Annotated in this window: 14 protein-coding genes; all 14 read left to right on the forward strand. The window is 61.2% G+C overall.

The features are described 5' to 3' along the window. The first annotated feature begins 48 nt into the window (after window positions 1-48). The 14 genes from BMZ70_RS25910 to murA all read left to right on the forward strand — a co-directional run bounded on the left by BMZ70_RS25910 (window position 49) and on the right by murA (window position 15,595). Window positions 49-729: a response regulator transcription factor gene (locus BMZ70_RS25910; protein WP_008443102.1), complete on the forward strand. Its 681-nt coding sequence runs from the start codon at window positions 49-51 to the stop codon at window positions 727-729. A 107-nt stretch (window positions 730-836) separates the two neighbouring features. After that, complete coding sequence (locus tag BMZ70_RS25915; protein WP_092280966.1) at window positions 837-1,538, forward strand: transposase; 702 nt, start codon at window positions 837-839, stop codon at window positions 1,536-1,538. Between the two features lie 138 nt (window positions 1,539-1,676). After that, complete coding sequence (locus BMZ70_RS25920) at window positions 1,677-6,401, forward strand: glutamate synthase-related protein (protein WP_092280968.1); 4,725 nt, start codon at window positions 1,677-1,679, stop codon at window positions 6,399-6,401. A 102-nt stretch (window positions 6,402-6,503) separates the two neighbouring features. After that, window positions 6,504-7,967: a glutamate synthase subunit beta gene (locus BMZ70_RS25925; protein ID WP_092280970.1), complete on the forward strand. Its 1,464-nt coding sequence runs from the start codon at window positions 6,504-6,506 to the stop codon at window positions 7,965-7,967. A gap of 246 nt (window positions 7,968-8,213) precedes the next feature. Continuing rightward, complete coding sequence (locus tag BMZ70_RS25930) at window positions 8,214-9,029, forward strand: ABC transporter ATP-binding protein (protein WP_092281178.1); 816 nt, start codon at window positions 8,214-8,216, stop codon at window positions 9,027-9,029. Then, complete coding sequence (gene mlaE / locus BMZ70_RS25935) at window positions 9,026-9,811, forward strand: lipid asymmetry maintenance ABC transporter permease subunit MlaE (RefSeq protein ID WP_092280972.1); 786 nt, start codon at window positions 9,026-9,028, stop codon at window positions 9,809-9,811. The genes BMZ70_RS25930 and mlaE overlap by 4 nt, the downstream gene beginning before the upstream one ends. Before the next feature lie 51 nt (window positions 9,812-9,862). Further along, a complete protein-coding gene (mlaD, locus tag BMZ70_RS25940; protein WP_092280974.1) occupies window positions 9,863-10,333 on the forward strand; it encodes an outer membrane lipid asymmetry maintenance protein MlaD in 471 nt (156 codons plus the stop codon). Then, on the forward strand, window positions 10,330-11,133 hold the full coding sequence (locus tag BMZ70_RS25945; RefSeq protein WP_092280976.1) for an MlaA family lipoprotein: 804 nt from the start codon (window positions 10,330-10,332) through the stop codon (window positions 11,131-11,133). Before mlaD ends, BMZ70_RS25945 begins: the two co-directional genes overlap by 4 nt. 31 nt (window positions 11,134-11,164) lie before the next feature. Continuing rightward, window positions 11,165-11,809, forward strand: a complete 645-nt coding sequence (locus BMZ70_RS25950; RefSeq protein ID WP_092280978.1) for an MlaC/ttg2D family ABC transporter substrate-binding protein — start codon at window positions 11,165-11,167, stop codon at window positions 11,807-11,809. 7 nt (window positions 11,810-11,816) lie between these two features. Beyond that, window positions 11,817-12,239, forward strand: coding sequence for an STAS domain-containing protein (locus tag BMZ70_RS25955; protein WP_175500822.1), 423 nt, complete (start codon window positions 11,817-11,819; stop codon window positions 12,237-12,239). A gap of 172 nt (window positions 12,240-12,411) precedes the next feature. Continuing rightward, window positions 12,412-13,326 carry an ABC transporter ATP-binding protein gene (locus BMZ70_RS25960; protein ID WP_092280981.1) on the forward strand — a complete coding sequence of 305 codons (915 nt, stop codon included), beginning with the start codon at window positions 12,412-12,414 and terminating at the stop codon, window positions 13,324-13,326. After that, window positions 13,323-14,090, forward strand: a complete 768-nt coding sequence (locus BMZ70_RS25965; RefSeq protein ID WP_092280983.1) for an ABC transporter permease — start codon at window positions 13,323-13,325, stop codon at window positions 14,088-14,090. The genes BMZ70_RS25960 and BMZ70_RS25965 overlap by 4 nt, the downstream gene beginning before the upstream one ends. Before the next feature lie 15 nt (window positions 14,091-14,105). Further along, window positions 14,106-14,342 carry a BolA family protein gene (locus BMZ70_RS25970; RefSeq protein WP_092280985.1) on the forward strand — a complete coding sequence of 79 codons (237 nt, stop codon included), beginning with the start codon at window positions 14,106-14,108 and terminating at the stop codon, window positions 14,340-14,342. 2 nt (window positions 14,343-14,344) lie between these two features. Beyond that, on the forward strand, window positions 14,345-15,595 hold the full coding sequence (gene murA, locus BMZ70_RS25975; RefSeq protein ID WP_092280987.1) for a UDP-N-acetylglucosamine 1-carboxyvinyltransferase: 1,251 nt from the start codon (window positions 14,345-14,347) through the stop codon (window positions 15,593-15,595).

Consider the following 15,595-nt stretch of genomic DNA (forward strand, 5'->3'; position numbering starts at 1 on the left):
GGGCGGGCCTGAGCACGCTTGCGTACTAACTGATCGAATGGCGCATCAATGACGCAAATACTTATCGTGGAAGACAATCTGGACTACGCCGAGGAAATGGCGGAGTTCCTGACTGAACTTGAACACGAAGTACACATCACCAACAACGCCAGCGATATGTGGTCTGCCCTCAGCCAGGGCAATGTCGGCGTGGTCGTGCTGGACCTCGGCCTGCCGGACGAAGATGGCTTCAACGTCATCCCGCGCATGCGCCAGCTGTATCCGCAAATCGGCCTGCTGGTGCTGACTGGCCGCGTCGCCTTCGACAACCGCATTCTTGGTCTGCGCCTCGGCGCCGACCACTATTTGACCAAGCCTATCAAATTTCCGGAATTGGCGGCGCACATTGAAGCGCTCGATCGTCGCGTCGGTCCGCAGGAAACGATTCCGGCGCCGAGCAAGTGGACCCTCAAGGTCAGTGCGCGCCAGTTGGAGTTGCAGGGCATGGCGATTACCCTCACTGAGAAAGAGTGCAATTTCCTGCACTTGCTGACGATTAACACCCGTCCCGTGCCGCGCCAGGTGATTGTGGCTGGCATCGGCGGTGACGATCCGGATGCGGGGCGTCGCGTGGATATGCTGGTCTACCGCCTGCGCAAGAAGGCGCGCACCGGCCTGGGTCAGGATCTGCCACTGCGCAGCGCCTACGGCGAGGGCTACAGCCTGTCCGCCAGCTTCAATTTGTCATAAACGGGGACAGAGCAAATCAGATTTTCTGCCCCGTGAAATTAATTGGGGACGGAGTGATGCAGCAAGGGTAGAATCGGGCTTCCGATCTACCCTTTTTTGTTATCCACATGGCACGCCTGCCCCGTTTAATCGTCCCCAATCAGCCACACCACGTCATCCAGACCGGCGCCAACAACCAGGATGTGTTCCTCGGTGCCGAGGACTACCAAACCTTCCTCGGCTGGCTGCGCACCGCCGCCAAAACCTACAAAGTGGCGGTCCATTGCTACGTTTTGATGCCGAATCACCTGCATTTGCTGGTCACGCCGTCCGATGAAACCGGCCTCGGCCAGATGATGCAGTGGATCGGCCGCTATTACGTCCCCTATTTCAACCAAAAGTATTCCCGCAGTGGAACTTTGTGGAACGGACGCTACAAAACCTCGCTGATCGATGCCGACGCCTATTTCATGCTGTGCAGCCGTTATATCGAATTCAACCCGGTACGCAACGGCATGGCGGCGCGGGCCGAGGATTATCCGTGGTCCAGCTACTGCCACCACGCCGGCATCCGCCCGGACGGGCTGGTGACCGACCACGCCAAGGTCTGGGAGCTCGGCAATACGCCATTCCAGCGTGAGGCGGCCTATATCGCCATCTCCGAGCCGCCGTTGACGGCCGAGGAAATCACTTTAATTGGCAAATCCCTGCTTAAAGGCTGGCCTCTGGGCTCGCAGCAGTTCCAGACTGCCCTGCAAGCCAGGGTGAAACGCCAGGTATTGCCGGCAAAACGCGGCCGGCCATTCAAAATAAAGCCTGCCGCCGAATAGGTCGCCACTCTGTCCCCAATTAAAAAAATAAGCTTCTGAGGAAAATTTAATTCGACTCCGACCCTAATTGTTCTTGTTGAGGTTTACGCTGCATTGCACTAATCTTGGTCTTCGAGCCAATTAGTCCGGAGTTTAGCCATGAAAGCCCAAGGTCTTTACGATCCTTCCAATGAACACGATGCCTGCGGCGTCGGTTTCGTCGCCCACATCAAGGGCAACAAGAGTCACTCGATTGTGGAACAGGGTCTGCTGATCTTGAAGAACCTCGATCACCGGGGCGCCGTCGGCGCCGATCCGCTGATGGGCGATGGCGCCGGTATCCTGATCCAGATCCCGGACCAGTACTACCGCGACGAGATGGCCAAGCAAGGCGTGGAACTGCCGCCGCCAGGCGAATACGGCGTGGGCATGGTGTTCCTGCCGAAGGAAAACGCCTCGCGCATCGCCTGCGAACAGGAAATCGAGCGCGCCGTGCGCGCCGAAGGCCAGATCGTGCTGGGCTGGCGCAATGTGCCGGTCGACCTCGACATGCCGATGTCGCCGACCGTGCGCGCCAAAGAACCGGTGATCCGCCAGATCTTCATCGGCCGCGGCGCCGACATCATGGTGACCGACGCGCTGGAACGTAAGCTGTACGTGATCCGCAAATCGTCGGGCCACGCCATCCAGGCGCTGAAACTGATCCACGGCAAAGAATTCTTCGTGGCCTCGCTGTCGGCCCGTACCATCGTCTACAAGGGCCTGTTGCTGGCTGACCAGGTGGGCGTGTACTATAAAGACCTGCAAGATGCGCGTTGCGTGTCGGCGCTGGCGCTGGTGCACCAACGCTTCTCGACCAATACCTTCCCTGAATGGCCGCTGGCCCACCCGTACCGCCTGCTGGCGCACAACGGCGAGATCAACACCGTGCGCGGCAACTTCAACTGGATGCGCGCCCGCGAAGGCGTGATGAAATCGGCCGTGCTGGGTGAAGACCTGCAAAAGCTGTTCCCGCTGATCTACGAAGGCCAGTCGGACACCGCCTGCTTCGACAACGCGCTGGAACTGCTGCTGATGGCAGGCTACCCGATCGCCCAGGCGATGATGATGATGGTGCCGGAAGCGTGGGAAAACCACGGCACGATGGACGACAACCGCCGCGCCTTCTACGAATACCACGCTGCCATGATGGAACCGTGGGACGGCCCGGCCGCCCTGGCCTTCACCGACGGCCGCTACATCGGCGGTACGCTGGACCGTAACGGCCTGCGTCCTGCGCGTTATATCGTCACCGACGACGACCTGGTGGTGATGGCGTCGGAATCGGGCGTGCTGCCGATTCCTGAATCGAAAATCATCCAGAAATGGCGCCTGCAGCCGGGCAAGATGTTCCTGATCGACCTGGAAGCCGGCCGCATCATCGACGACAAAGAGCTGAAAGACACCTACGCCAATGCCAAGCCATACAAGGCATGGATTAACGCGGTGCGCATCAAGCTGAACGAAATCAAGCTGAGCGAAAGCCAGCTGGCGCACAACCGCGCCAAGGACAAGACCGCGCAGGGCGAAAAAGCCGTGCCGTCGCTGCTGGACCGTCAGCAGGTGTTCGGCTACACCCAGGAAGACCTGAAATTCCTGATGGCGCCGATGGCCGCCGCAGGCGAAGAAGCCACCGGCTCGATGGGCAATGACTCGCCGCTGGCCGTCATGTCCAACAAGCTGAAGCCGCTGTATTCCTACTTCAAGCAGCTGTTCGCACAGGTGACCAACCCACCGATCGACCCGATCCGCGAAGCGATGGTGATGTCGCTGGTGTCGTTCATCGGTCCTAAGCCTAACCTGCTGGACACCAACAACGTCAACCCGCCGATGCGTCTCGAAGTGTCGCAGCCTATCCTCGGCTTCGACGACATGGAGCGCCTGCGCAACATCAGCCAGCACACCGGCGGCAAGTTCAAGTCGTACGAACTGGGCATCTGCTACCCGCTGGCATGGGGCAAGGAAGGCGTCGAAGCCTGCCTGGCCTCGCTGTGCGCGGAAGCCGTCGATGCGGTGAAATCCGGCCACAACATCCTGATCGTGTCGGACCGCTCGGTCGGCCCTGACCGCGTGGCGATCCCGGCCCTGCTGGCGACCTCGACCATCCACCAGCACCTGGTCAGCAAAGGCCTGCGCGCCTCGACCGGCCTGGTGGTCGAAACCGGCTCGGCTCGCGAGACCCACCACTTCGCCCTGCTGGCCGGCTACGGCGCGGAAGCGATCCACCCGTACCTGGCGATGGAAACCCTGGCCGAAATGGCGCAAGGCATGCCGGGCGATATGTCGGCAGAAAAAGCCATCTACAACTTCACCAAGGCGATCGGCAAGGGCCTGATGAAGGTCATGTCGAAGATGGGTATCTCGACCTATATGTCCTACTGCGGCGCGCAGATCTTCGAAGCCGTCGGCCTGAACAAGTCGCTGGTCGACAAATACTTCAAGGGCACCGCGTCCAACGTGGAAGGTATCGGCGTGTTTGAAGTGGCGGAAGAAGCGCTGCGCCTGCACAACCTGGCCTTCGGCAACGACCCAGTGCTGGCCAACCACCTGGACGCCGGCGGCGAGTACGCCTTCCGCGTGCGTGGTGAAGATCACCTGTGGACTCCGGACGCGATCGCCAAGCTGCAACACTCGACCCGTGCCAACAACTTCTCCAGCTATAAAGAGTACGCACAGATCATCAACGACCAGAGCAAGCGTCACCTGACCCTGCGCGGCCTGTTCGAGTTCAAGATCGATCCGACCAAGGCGATTCCGCTGGACGAAGTCGAACCAGCCAAGGAAATCGTCAAGCGTTTCGCTACCGGCGCCATGTCGATGGGTTCGATCTCGACCGAAGCCCACGCCACGCTGGCAGTGGCGATGAACCGCATCGGCGGCAAGTCGAACACCGGCGAAGGCGGCGAAGATCCATCGCGCTACACGATGGAACTGAAGGGCATCAAGATCAAGCAGGGCGAGACGATGGCTTCGGTCATGGGCAAAGAGCAGATGGTGGTCGACATTCCGCTGCAGGAAGGCGACTCGCTGCGCTCGCGCATCAAGCAGGTGGCGTCGGGCCGTTTCGGCGTGACCGCTGCTTACCTGAACTCGGCCGACCAGATCCAGATCAAGATGGCGCAAGGTGCAAAACCGGGCGAAGGCGGCCAGCTGCCGGGTCACAAGGTGTCGGAATACATCGCCACCCTGCGTTTCTCGGTGCCGGGCGTGGGCCTGATTTCGCCGCCGCCGCACCACGATATTTACTCGATCGAAGACTTGGCACAGCTGATCCACGACCTGAAGAACGCCAACCCGCGCGCTTCGATCTCGGTCAAGCTGGTGTCGGAAGTCGGTATCGGCACCGTGGCCGCCGGTGTGACCAAGGCCAAGGCCGACCACGTGGTGGTCGCAGGCCATGACGGCGGCACCGGCGCTTCGCCGCTGTCCTCGGTCAAGCACGCCGGCACCCCGTGGGAGCTGGGCCTGGCTGAAACCCAGCAAACGCTGGTGCTGAACGGCCTGCGTAGCCGGATTCGTGTACAAGCAGACGGCCAGATGCGTACCGGCCGCGACGTCGTCATCGCCGCCATGCTGGGCGCCGACGAAATCGGCTTCGCCACCGCACCGCTGGTGGTGGAAGGCTGCATCATGATGCGTAAATGCCACCTGAACACCTGCCCGGTCGGCGTTGCGACCCAGGATCCGGTGCTGCGCGCCAAATTCTCGGGCAAGCCTGAGTACGTCGTGAACTACTTCTTCTTCGTTGCCGAAGAAGCGCGTCAGCTGATGGCGCAACTGGGTATCCGCACCTACGACGAGCTGATCGGCCGTGTCGACCTGCTGGACAAATCCAAGGCGATCTCGCACTGGAAAGCCAAGGGTCTGGACTTCAGCAACATCTTCTACTCGCCGGAAGTACCGAACGGCGATTCCATCTACCACACGATGGAACAGGATCACGGCCTGGACAAGGCACTGGACCACAAGCTGATCGCGCAAGCGAAAGCAGCGCTGGAAAAAGGCGAACGCGTGTCGTTCATCTCGCCGGTGAAGAACTTGAACCGCACCGTCGGCACCATGCTGTCGGGCGAAGTGGCCAAGCGTTACGGTCACGCCGGCCTGCCGGACGACACCATCCACATCCAGCTGCAAGGTACGGCCGGCCAGTCGGCGTGCGCCTTCCTGGCACACGGCATCACCATCGACCTGGTGGGCGAGGGTAACGATTACGTCGGCAAGGGCCTGTCGGGCGGCCGCATCATCGTGCGTCCGAACACCGAGTTCCGTGGCTGGGCGGTGAACAACATCATCATCGGTAACACCGTGCTGTACGGCGCGATTGCTGGTGAAGCCTTCTTCAACGGCGTGGCCGGCGAGCGTTTCGCTGTGCGTAACTCGGGCGCCACCGCCATCGTCGAAGGCACCGGCGACCACGGTTGCGAATACATGACCGGCGGTACCGTGGTGGTGCTGGGCAGCACCGGCCGTAACTTCGCGGCCGGCATGTCGGGCGGTATCGCTTACGTCTACGATCCGGATGGTGATTTCGAAACCCGCTGCAACACCTCGATGGTGTCGCTGGAGCCGGTGCTGACCACCAAAGAGCAGGCGGCGCAGAGCGAAACCTGGCACATCCAGCACAAGGATATCGGCCGCGAGTCGGACGAAGTGATCCTGAAGCGTTTGATCGAGCGTCACTTCAAGCACACCGGCAGCACCCGTGCCCGCCTGTTGCTCGATAACTGGGCCGAGAGCCGTGGCAAGTTCGTGAAAGTATTCCCAAGCGAATACAAACGCGCACTGGCCGAGATGGCCGAAGACGTGGCAAACGAAGCCGCTTCCGCTCAACCGATCGCTGCCTAAAACAACGCCACTACCGTCATTCCGGCGCAGGCCGGAATCTAATGCATTGGATCCCGGCCTGCGCCGGGACGACGGCTCTAAAGATTAAGAAGGAAAAATATCGTGGGTAAAATCACCGGCTTCATGGAATTCCAGCGTCAGGAAGAAGGCTATCTGCCGCCAGCGACGCGCCTGAAAAACTACGCGGAATTCGTCATTCCGCTGACCAACGAGCAAGCCAAGGTACAGGGCGCGCGCTGCATGGATTGCGGCATCCCGTTCTGCAACAACGGCTGCCCGGTCAACAACATCATCCCGGACTGGAACGACCTGGTCTTCCGTGGCAACTACCGCGAGGCGCTGGACACCCTGCACTCGACCAACAACTTCCCGGAATTCACCGGCCGCATCTGCCCGGCGCCGTGCGAGGCCGCCTGTACCCTGGGCATCAGCGAACTGCCGGTCGGCATCAAGTCGATCGAGCACAAGATCATCGACGAAGGCTGGGAACACGGCTGGGTCATTCCCCAGCCTGCAGCCAAGCAAACCGGCAAGAAAGTCGCCGTGGTCGGTTCCGGTCCTGCCGGCCTGGCCGCAGCCCAGCAGCTGGCGCGCGCCGGCCACGCTGTGACCGTGTTTGAAAAATCCGACCGCATCGGCGGCCTGCTGCGCTACGGCATTCCAGACTTCAAGATGGAAAAGTCGCACATCGACCGCCGCGTCAAGCAGATGGAAGCCGAAGGCGTGACCTTCCGCACCTCGGTCCTGATCGGCAAGGACTTCCCGGCCAACGTCAACAACTGGGCCAAGGAAACCATCTTCCCTGAAGACCTGCAGAAGGAATTCGACGCGGTAGTGCTGGCCGGCGGCGCCGAGCAGCCGCGCGACCTGCCTGTGCCGGGCCGCGAGCTGAAGGGCGTGCATTTCGCGATGGACTTCCTGCCGCAGCAAAACAAAGTCAACGCCGGCGACAAGCTGAAAGACCAGATCAAAGCCACCGGCAAGCACGTGGTGGTGATCGGCGGCGGCGACACCGGTTCCGACTGCGTGGGCACCTCGAACCGTCACGGCGCCGCCTCGGTGACCCAGTTTGAACTGATGCCGATGCCACCGGAGCAGGAGAACAAGCCGCTGGTCTGGCCATACTGGCCGACCAAGCTGCGCACCTCGTCCTCGCACGAAGAAGGTTGCGAGCGCGACTGGGCCGTGGCCACCAAGCGCCTGGAAGGCAAGGGCGGCAAGGTTGAAAAGCTGATCGCCTGCCGCGTCGAATGGAAAGACGGCAAGATGAGCGAAGTGCCGAATTCGGAATTCGAAATGAAAGCCGACCTGGTGTTCCTGGCAATGGGCTTCGTTTCGCCGGTGGCCAACATCCTGGACGCTTTCGCAGTTGAAAAAGATGCACGCGGCAACGCCAAGGCCAGCACCGATGGTGAAGGCTGCTACAAAACTTCCGCAGCCAAGGTATTTGCCGCCGGCGACATGCGCCGCGGCCAGTCGCTGGTGGTGTGGGCGATCCGCGAAGGCCGCCAGTGCGCGCGCGCGGTCGACGAGTTCCTGATGGGCAGTTCCGAGTTGCCGCGTTAATCTTTAGACACGGCGCTCAGGCACAGCCTGACTCCCTGCCGGGTACGGATGGGCGATCCCCGACCGTATCCGGTTTTTTTTTGAAAGTACCATCTGCTGCACCGCAAGAATGTAACATTTAGTGCCCGGTGTAAATTACTGACTTGGGGTTCAGTAGTGTTGTATTATCTGCCACTTACCCTACCCCTTTCGGGGCGCTCCAAGCAGAGATTGACCTTTCTGCACTACAATACGGCATTCCAAAAAATGAGTTCAGTCGTGGCTAATCTAGTCGAAATCCGTGATTTACACTTCACCTATGGCAAGCGGGCGATCCTGTCGGGCTTGAACATGGACTTCCCGCGCGGGAAGGTGATTGCAATCATGGGTGGCTCCGGTTCCGGCAAGACCACTGTGCTGCGCCTGATCGGCGGCCAGTTGCGCCCGCAGAAGGGACATGTAAAGGTCCAGGGCCAGGTGGTGCACAAGCTGAATACCGCCGGCCTGTATCTGTTGCGCCGCAAAATGGGCATGCTGTTCCAGCATGGCGCCCTGTTCACCGACCTGACTGTCTTCGAAAACGTCGCCTTCCCGCTGCGCGAGCATACCGACCTGCCGGAAGAGCTGATCCGCAACCTGGTGCTGATGAAGCTGCAAGCCGTGGGCTTGCGCAACGCCGCCAAGCTGAAACCGGGCGAGATCTCGGGCGGCATGGCGCGCCGCGTGGCGCTGGCGCGCTCGATCGCGCTGGACCCGGAACTGATTATGTATGACGAGCCGTTCGCCGGCCTGGATCCGATCTCGATGGGCGTCACCGCCAACCTGATCCGCAACCTGAATACGGCGCTGGGCTCGACCACGGTGCTGGTGTCGCACGACGTCAAGGAAAGCTTCGCCATCGCCGACTATGTTTATTTCCTGTCGCAAGGCAAGATTGTCGCGAGCGGCACGCCGGCCGAGATGCTGGTGTCGACCGACCCGTATGTGAAGCAGTTCGTCAACGCGGAAGCGGACGGCCCGGTGCCGTTCCACTATCCAGGCAAGTCCCTGGCCGATGACCTGGGCCTGGGAGTGCAAGTATGAGTGTGAAGAATTGGTTGTCCAAGCTGGGCGCGCCGCTGCGCGACTATGTTGAAAGTATCGGCTTCGGCGCGCGCACCTTCGGCGCCATGCTGGGCTTGTCGCCGGGCCTGCTCAAGCGTCCGCGCCTGGTGGTCGAGCAGCTGCATTTCATCGGCAATTACTCGATGCTCATCATCACCCTGTCCGGCCTGTTCGTCGGCATGGTGCTGGGCCTGCAGGGCTATTACACGCTGAACAAATACGGCGCCGAGCAATCGCTGGGCCTGCTGGTGGCGCTGGGCCTGACCCGCGAACTGGGCCCGGTCATCACCGCGCTGCTGTTCGCCGGCCGTGCCGGCACCTCGCTGACCGCCGAAATCGGCCTGATGAAGGCGGGCGAGCAGTTGTCGGCAATGGAAATGATGGCCGTGAACCCGATCCAGCGCGTGCTGGCGCCGCGTTTCTGGGCCGGCGCGCTGTCGGTACCGCTGCTGGCGTCGGTGTTCAGCGCTGTGGGCGTGCTGGGCGGCTGGCTGGTCGGCGTGCAGCTGATCGGCGTCGACGACGGCGCCTTCTGGTCGCAGATGCAGGGTGGCGTCGATATCTACAAGGATATTTTCAACGGCTTCGCCAAGAGCGTGGTGTTCGGCATCGCCATCACCTTCATCGCCCTGTACCAGGGCTACGAAGCCCAGCCGACTCCGGAAGACGTGGCGCGCGCCACCACCCGCACGGTCGTGATCTCGTCGCTGATGATCTGGTGGCTGGACTTCATGATGACGGCGCTGATGTTCAGCAAATAAGCAGCAAATAAGCAGCAAACTGCAAAGATTAAGAAACTGAGGAAGAATAATATGCAACGCAAATCTCTGGATGTCTGGGTCGGTCTGTTCATCGTTGTCGGCGTGGCTGCGCTGATGTTCCTGGCGCTCAAGGCCGGCAACATGGGTTCGCTGTCCTTCGGCAAGAGCTACGCCGTCACCGCCAAGTTCGACAACATCGGCAGCCTGCGCCCGCAAGCGGCAGTGAAAGCCTCGGGCGTGGTGGTCGGCCGTGTGGGAGAGATCAAGTTTGATGACAAGAGCTACCAGGCGCTGGTAACCTTGAACATGGAAGAAGGTTACAAATTCCCTAAAGACAGCTCGGCCAAGATCCTGACCGCCGGCCTGCTGGGCGAACAGTACGTCGGCATCGAAGCCGGCGGCGACACCAACAACCTGGCGGCTGGCGACAAGATCGCCCGCACCCAGTCGGCAGCGGTGCTGGAAGACCTGATCAATCAGTTCATCTACAGCAAAGCCGCCGAAGGAAAGGACGATAAATGATCCGTACCACCAAATTCCGCCAGGCCGCGCTGGCGCTGGGCGTCACCGTGATGCTGGCCGGCTGCGCCGGTCCCAACCCGCGCGATCCGTACGAGAGCTACAACCGCGCCATGTTCAATTTCAACGATAAGGTTGACGAATACGCGCTGAAACCGGTGGCCACCGCCTACAAGAACGTGACCCCGAGCTTCGTGCAGACCGGCGTGAACAACTTCTTCGGCAACCTGGGCGACGCCTGGAGCGCGGTCAACAACCTGCTGCAAGGCAAAGGCTCGGACGGCATGTCGGACGTGGCCCGCTTTGCGCTGAACTCGACCCTGGGCATTGTCGGCCTGTTCGACATCGCTTCGGAAGCCGGTCTGCCGAAACACAAGGAAGACTTCGGCCAGACGCTGGGCGTGTGGGGCGTTGAATCCGGCCCGTACCTGGTGCTGCCGCTGCTGGGCCCGTCGACGGTGCGCGACACCGTCGCCCTGCCGGTCGATATCTCGGGCGACATCTGGCGCTACAAGGAGCCGACCAACGTGCGCAATATGGGCACCGCGCTGCGCGTGATCGATACCCGCGCCGGCTTGCTGGACGCTTCCACCCTGCTGGAAGACGCCGCCCTGGACCGGTATGAATTCCTGCGCGACGGCTATATGCAGCGCCGCGAAAGCCAGATCCACCCGGACGGCGACGGCCCATCGAGCAAGCGTAAAAAAGATGACGACGCGGAAACTTCCGCACCCGTGTCATCCGAATCGGCCCCAAAAGAGTTAAACTCCGGCACACCGGCTGCAAAACCTGACAGCCAGTGACCCGAAGAACCACTCATAAGGCATACAAAAGATGAACTTCATTCAAAAATTTATCGCTTTAGCAACTGTCGCCGTGGCGTTCAACGCCAGCGCCGCCGTGCCTGCCAACGAGGCGCCGGATGCGCTGGTCAAGCGCATCAGCCAGGATGTGATCGACACCGCCAAGACCGACAAGGCCATCCAGGCCGGCGACACCAAGAAGGTGATCGACCTGGTGGAAACCAAGATCCTGCCGTACGTCGATTTCCAGCGCATGACCGCACTGGCGGCCGGCCGTTTCTGGCGCGACGCCACCCCGGAGCAGCAAAAAGCCCTGACCGAACAGTTCCGTTCGCTGCTGGTGTTCACCTACTCGGGCGCGCTGTCGCAGATCAAGAACGAAACCGTGGAGTTCAAGCCGCTGCGCGCCGCACCGGATGACACCGAAGTCGAAGTGCGCTCGCAGGTCAACATGACCCGTGGCGAACCGATTCCGCTGAACTACCGCGTCGCCAAGGGCCCGCAAGGCTGGAAGATCTACGACATCAACGTGCTGGGCGCGTGGCTGGTCGAGACCTACAAAGGCACGTTCGCTTCCGAAATCTCGAAAGGCGGCATGGACGGCCTGATCAAGGCGCTGACCGAGAAGAACAAGAAACTCGCCAGCAAGCCGCTGAAAACCAACGCACCGAAGTAACAACATCATGAACGCCGTTACCGAACCTATCGACAACCTGCAGTCGCTTACGTCCCTGACCGTGCTCAACGCCACTGCGGCGCTGGAGCGCGGCTTTGCCGCCCTCAAGGCCGGCCAGACCACGTTCGACCTGCGCCATGTGTTGACGGTGGATTCGGTGGCGGTGTCGGTCATGCTGGCGTGGCAACGCGCCGCGCAGCAGACCGGCGTCCAGCTGCAGCTGAAAAACCTGCCGCCGGCGCTGCAAAGCCTGACCAAGCTGTACGGCGTGTGCTCGCTGCTGTTCCCGACCGACGTCAAGCTTGACTCGGAAGGCGTCGCCTACCGCAACCCGGCAGCCGACGAGTTCTCGCCGGTGGAAGCACCGGAATCGTTCTTCACCAAGAAGACCGCCGTGGAAGGCGACTCCGCCTCCCACCACCACCATTGACCTCCGCCCCACCCCGCCGCCAGGCAGTAATAACTGCCTAAATCCCCGGTCCGGCTCGGACCGATTGAATTTCCAATATAATTGAACGTTGCCGCAGCCGTAGCGCCGTGGCGTTCCGCAGCATCTTCCCGCGCGCCGGCCCTGCCGCCGCAACCTTATAGATAAGTCAAGAATGACAGCGATCCAAATTAGCAATGTCGAGAAGCGCTACAAGTCGCTCCAGGCACTGGGCGGCGTGTCCCTCAGCATTGAAGAGGGCGAGTTTTTCGGCCTGCTGGGGCCTAACGGCGCCGGCAAGACCACCCTGATTTCCATCATCGCCGGCCTGATCCGTCCGGATGCCGGCACGGTCAAGATCCACGGCCACGACGTGGTCAGCGATTTCCGCGCCGCCCGCAAGGCGCTGGGCGTGGTGCCGCAGGAACTGGTGTTCGACCCGTTCTTCACGGTGCGCGAGACCCTGCGCTTGCAATCCGGTTACTTTGGCCTGAAAAACAACGATGCGTGGATCGACGAGGTCATGCACAACCTCGACCTGACCAACAAGGCCGACACCAATATGCGCGCGCTGTCCGGCGGCATGAAGCGCCGCGTGCTGGTGGCGCAGGCGCTGGTGCACAAGCCGCCCGTGATCGTGCTCGATGAGCCGACTGCCGGCGTCGACGTCGAACTGCGCCAGACGCTGTGGAAATTCATTTCGCGCCTGAACCGCGAAGGCCACACCGTGGTGCTGACCACCCACTACCTCGAAGAAGCGCAAGCCATGTGCAAGCGCGTGGCCATGCTCAAACTGGGCAAGGTGGTGGCGCTGGACTCGATGGCGTCGCTGATCCGCCGCATTTCCGGTTCGCAGCTGATCGTCAACCTGACGCACGGCGACATCAGCGATGACCTGCGCCATCTGGTTACGCACCCGGAAGCTTCGGAGCACGGCAAGAAGTACAGCCTGCGCATCAACGAATACGCTGAAGTCGAACAGATTTTGAAACGCCTGCGCGAGTCGGGTGCCGTGATCGACGAAATGCAACTGCAACAAGCGGATCTGGAAGATATCTTCTTGCAGATCATGGACAAGGGTACCGTATGAACTTCCTCTCCGCCGGCTTCCGCACCCTGGTCTTCAAGGAGACCCTGCGCTTCTGGAAAGTAGCGACGCAGACGATTGCTGCGCCTATCCTGACCGCCATGCTGTACCTGCTGATCTTCGGCCACGTGCTGGAAGGCCGCGTCAACGTTTATGATGGTGTCAGCTACACCTCGTTCCTGATTCCGGGCCTGGTGATGATGAGCGTTCTGCAGAACGCCTTCGCCAACTCGTCGTCCTCGCTGATCCAGTCCAAGATCACCGGCAACCTGGTGTTCGTGCTGCTGACGCCTTTGTCGCACTGGGAGATTTTCTCGGCCTACGTGATCGCGGCGATGGTGCGCGGCATCGTGGTTGGCTGCGGCGTGTTCTTCGTGACCGCGTGGTTCGCCCACCTGTCGTTCGCGGCGCCGCTGTGGATCGTGGTGTTCGCGCTGCTGGGCGCCGCCATCCTCGGCACGATGGGGCTGATCGCCGGTATCTGGGCCGAGAAATTCGACCAGCTGGCCGCGTTCCAGAACTTCCTGATCGTGCCGCTGACCTTCCTGGCCGGCGTGTTCTACTCGATCCATTCGCTGCCGCCGGTATGGCAGGCGGTATCGCATTTGAATCCGTTCTTCTACATGATCGACGGCTTCCGTTACGGCTTCTTCGGCCAGTCCGACGTCAATCCGCTGGTGAGCGTGGCCATTGTTGCGGCCTTCCTGGTGGTGCTGGCGTTCCTGGCGATTCGTTTGCTGCGCAGCGGTTATCGTTTGCGCCACTAAATTCAAGGACTCATCATGCCTACTACTCCAGAACTCATCCACGGCTACATCTCGGCCGGTCTCGAATGCACCCACCTCGAAGTGGAGGGCGACGGCCAGCATTTCCAGGCCGTGATCGTGTCGCCGGCGTTTGCCGGCAAGCGCCCTATCCAGCGCCACCAGCTGGTGTATGCCGTACTGGGCGACCGCATGCGTGAAGAAATCCACGCGCTGTCGATGAAAACCCTCACCCCTGACGAATTCCAAGGATAAGCATGGACAAGCTTCTGATTCAAGGCGGTAACCGCCTGCAAGGCGACATCACCATCTCCGGCGCCAAGAACGCGGCACTGCCTATCCTGTGCGCGGGCCTGCTGACCTCCGGCGACGTCGAGCTGTCCAACGTGCCGCACCTGCACGACGTGTCCACCATCCTCAAGCTGTTGAGCGAGACCGGCCTGAAAGTCACGCAGGACGGCGACAAGGTCACCCTGAACGGCAGCGCCATCACCAAGCTGGAAGCGCCATACGACCTGGTGAAAACCATGCGCGCCTCGATCCTGGTACTGGGCCCGCTGCTGGCGCGCTTCGGCGAAGCCAAGGTGTCGCTGCCGGGCGGCTGCGCGATTGGTTCGCGTCCGGTCGACCAGCACATCAAGGGTCTGCAGGCGCTGGGCGCCGACATCACCGTGGAAGGCGGCTACATCTATGCCAAGTGCGCCAAGCTGAAAGGTGCGCGCATCGTCACCGACATGATCACCGTGACCGGCACCGAGAACCTGCTGATGGCCGCCACCCTGGCCGAAGGCGAGACCGTGCTGGAAAACGCCGCCTGCGAACCGGAAGTAACTGACCTCGCCAACCTGCTGGTGGCGATGGGCGCCAAGATCGAAGGCATCGGCACCAACCGCCTGGTGATTCAAGGCGTGAGCGAACTGCATGGCGCCAAGCATGCTGTGATCTCGGACCGCATCGAAGCGGCGACCTTCCTGTGCGCCGTTGCGGCCACCGGCGGCGACATCACCATCCGCAACACCCGTGTCGACATCATGGATGCCGCGCTGGACAAGCTGCGCGAGATCGGCCTGCAGCTGACTATCGGCGACAACTGGATCCGCGCGCAGATGGACAAGCGTCCGCACGCCGTGACCTTCCGCACCACCGAATACCCTGGCTTCCCGACCGACATGCAAGCGCAATTCATGGCGGTGAATACCATCGCCGAAGGCGCCAGCCGCGTGACGGAAACCATTTTTGAAAACCGCTTCATGCACGTCCAGGAGATGAACCGCCTGGGCGCGCAAATTGAAACCGATGGCAACACCGCCTTTATCAAAGGCGTGGAACAGCTGGTTGGCGCGCCTGTGATGGCGACCGACTTGCGTGCATCTGCTTCGCTGGTGATCGCCGGCCTGGCTGCGCGCGGTGAAACGCTGATCGACCGCATCTATCACCTGGACCGCGGCTACGACCAGATGGAAGTCAAACTCTCCGCCGTAGGCGCCAACATCAAGCGAATCAAATAA

This window comes from Duganella sp. CF402 (genome assembly GCF_900109645.1).
GTDB lineage: Bacteria > Pseudomonadota > Gammaproteobacteria > Burkholderiales > Burkholderiaceae_D > Rugamonas.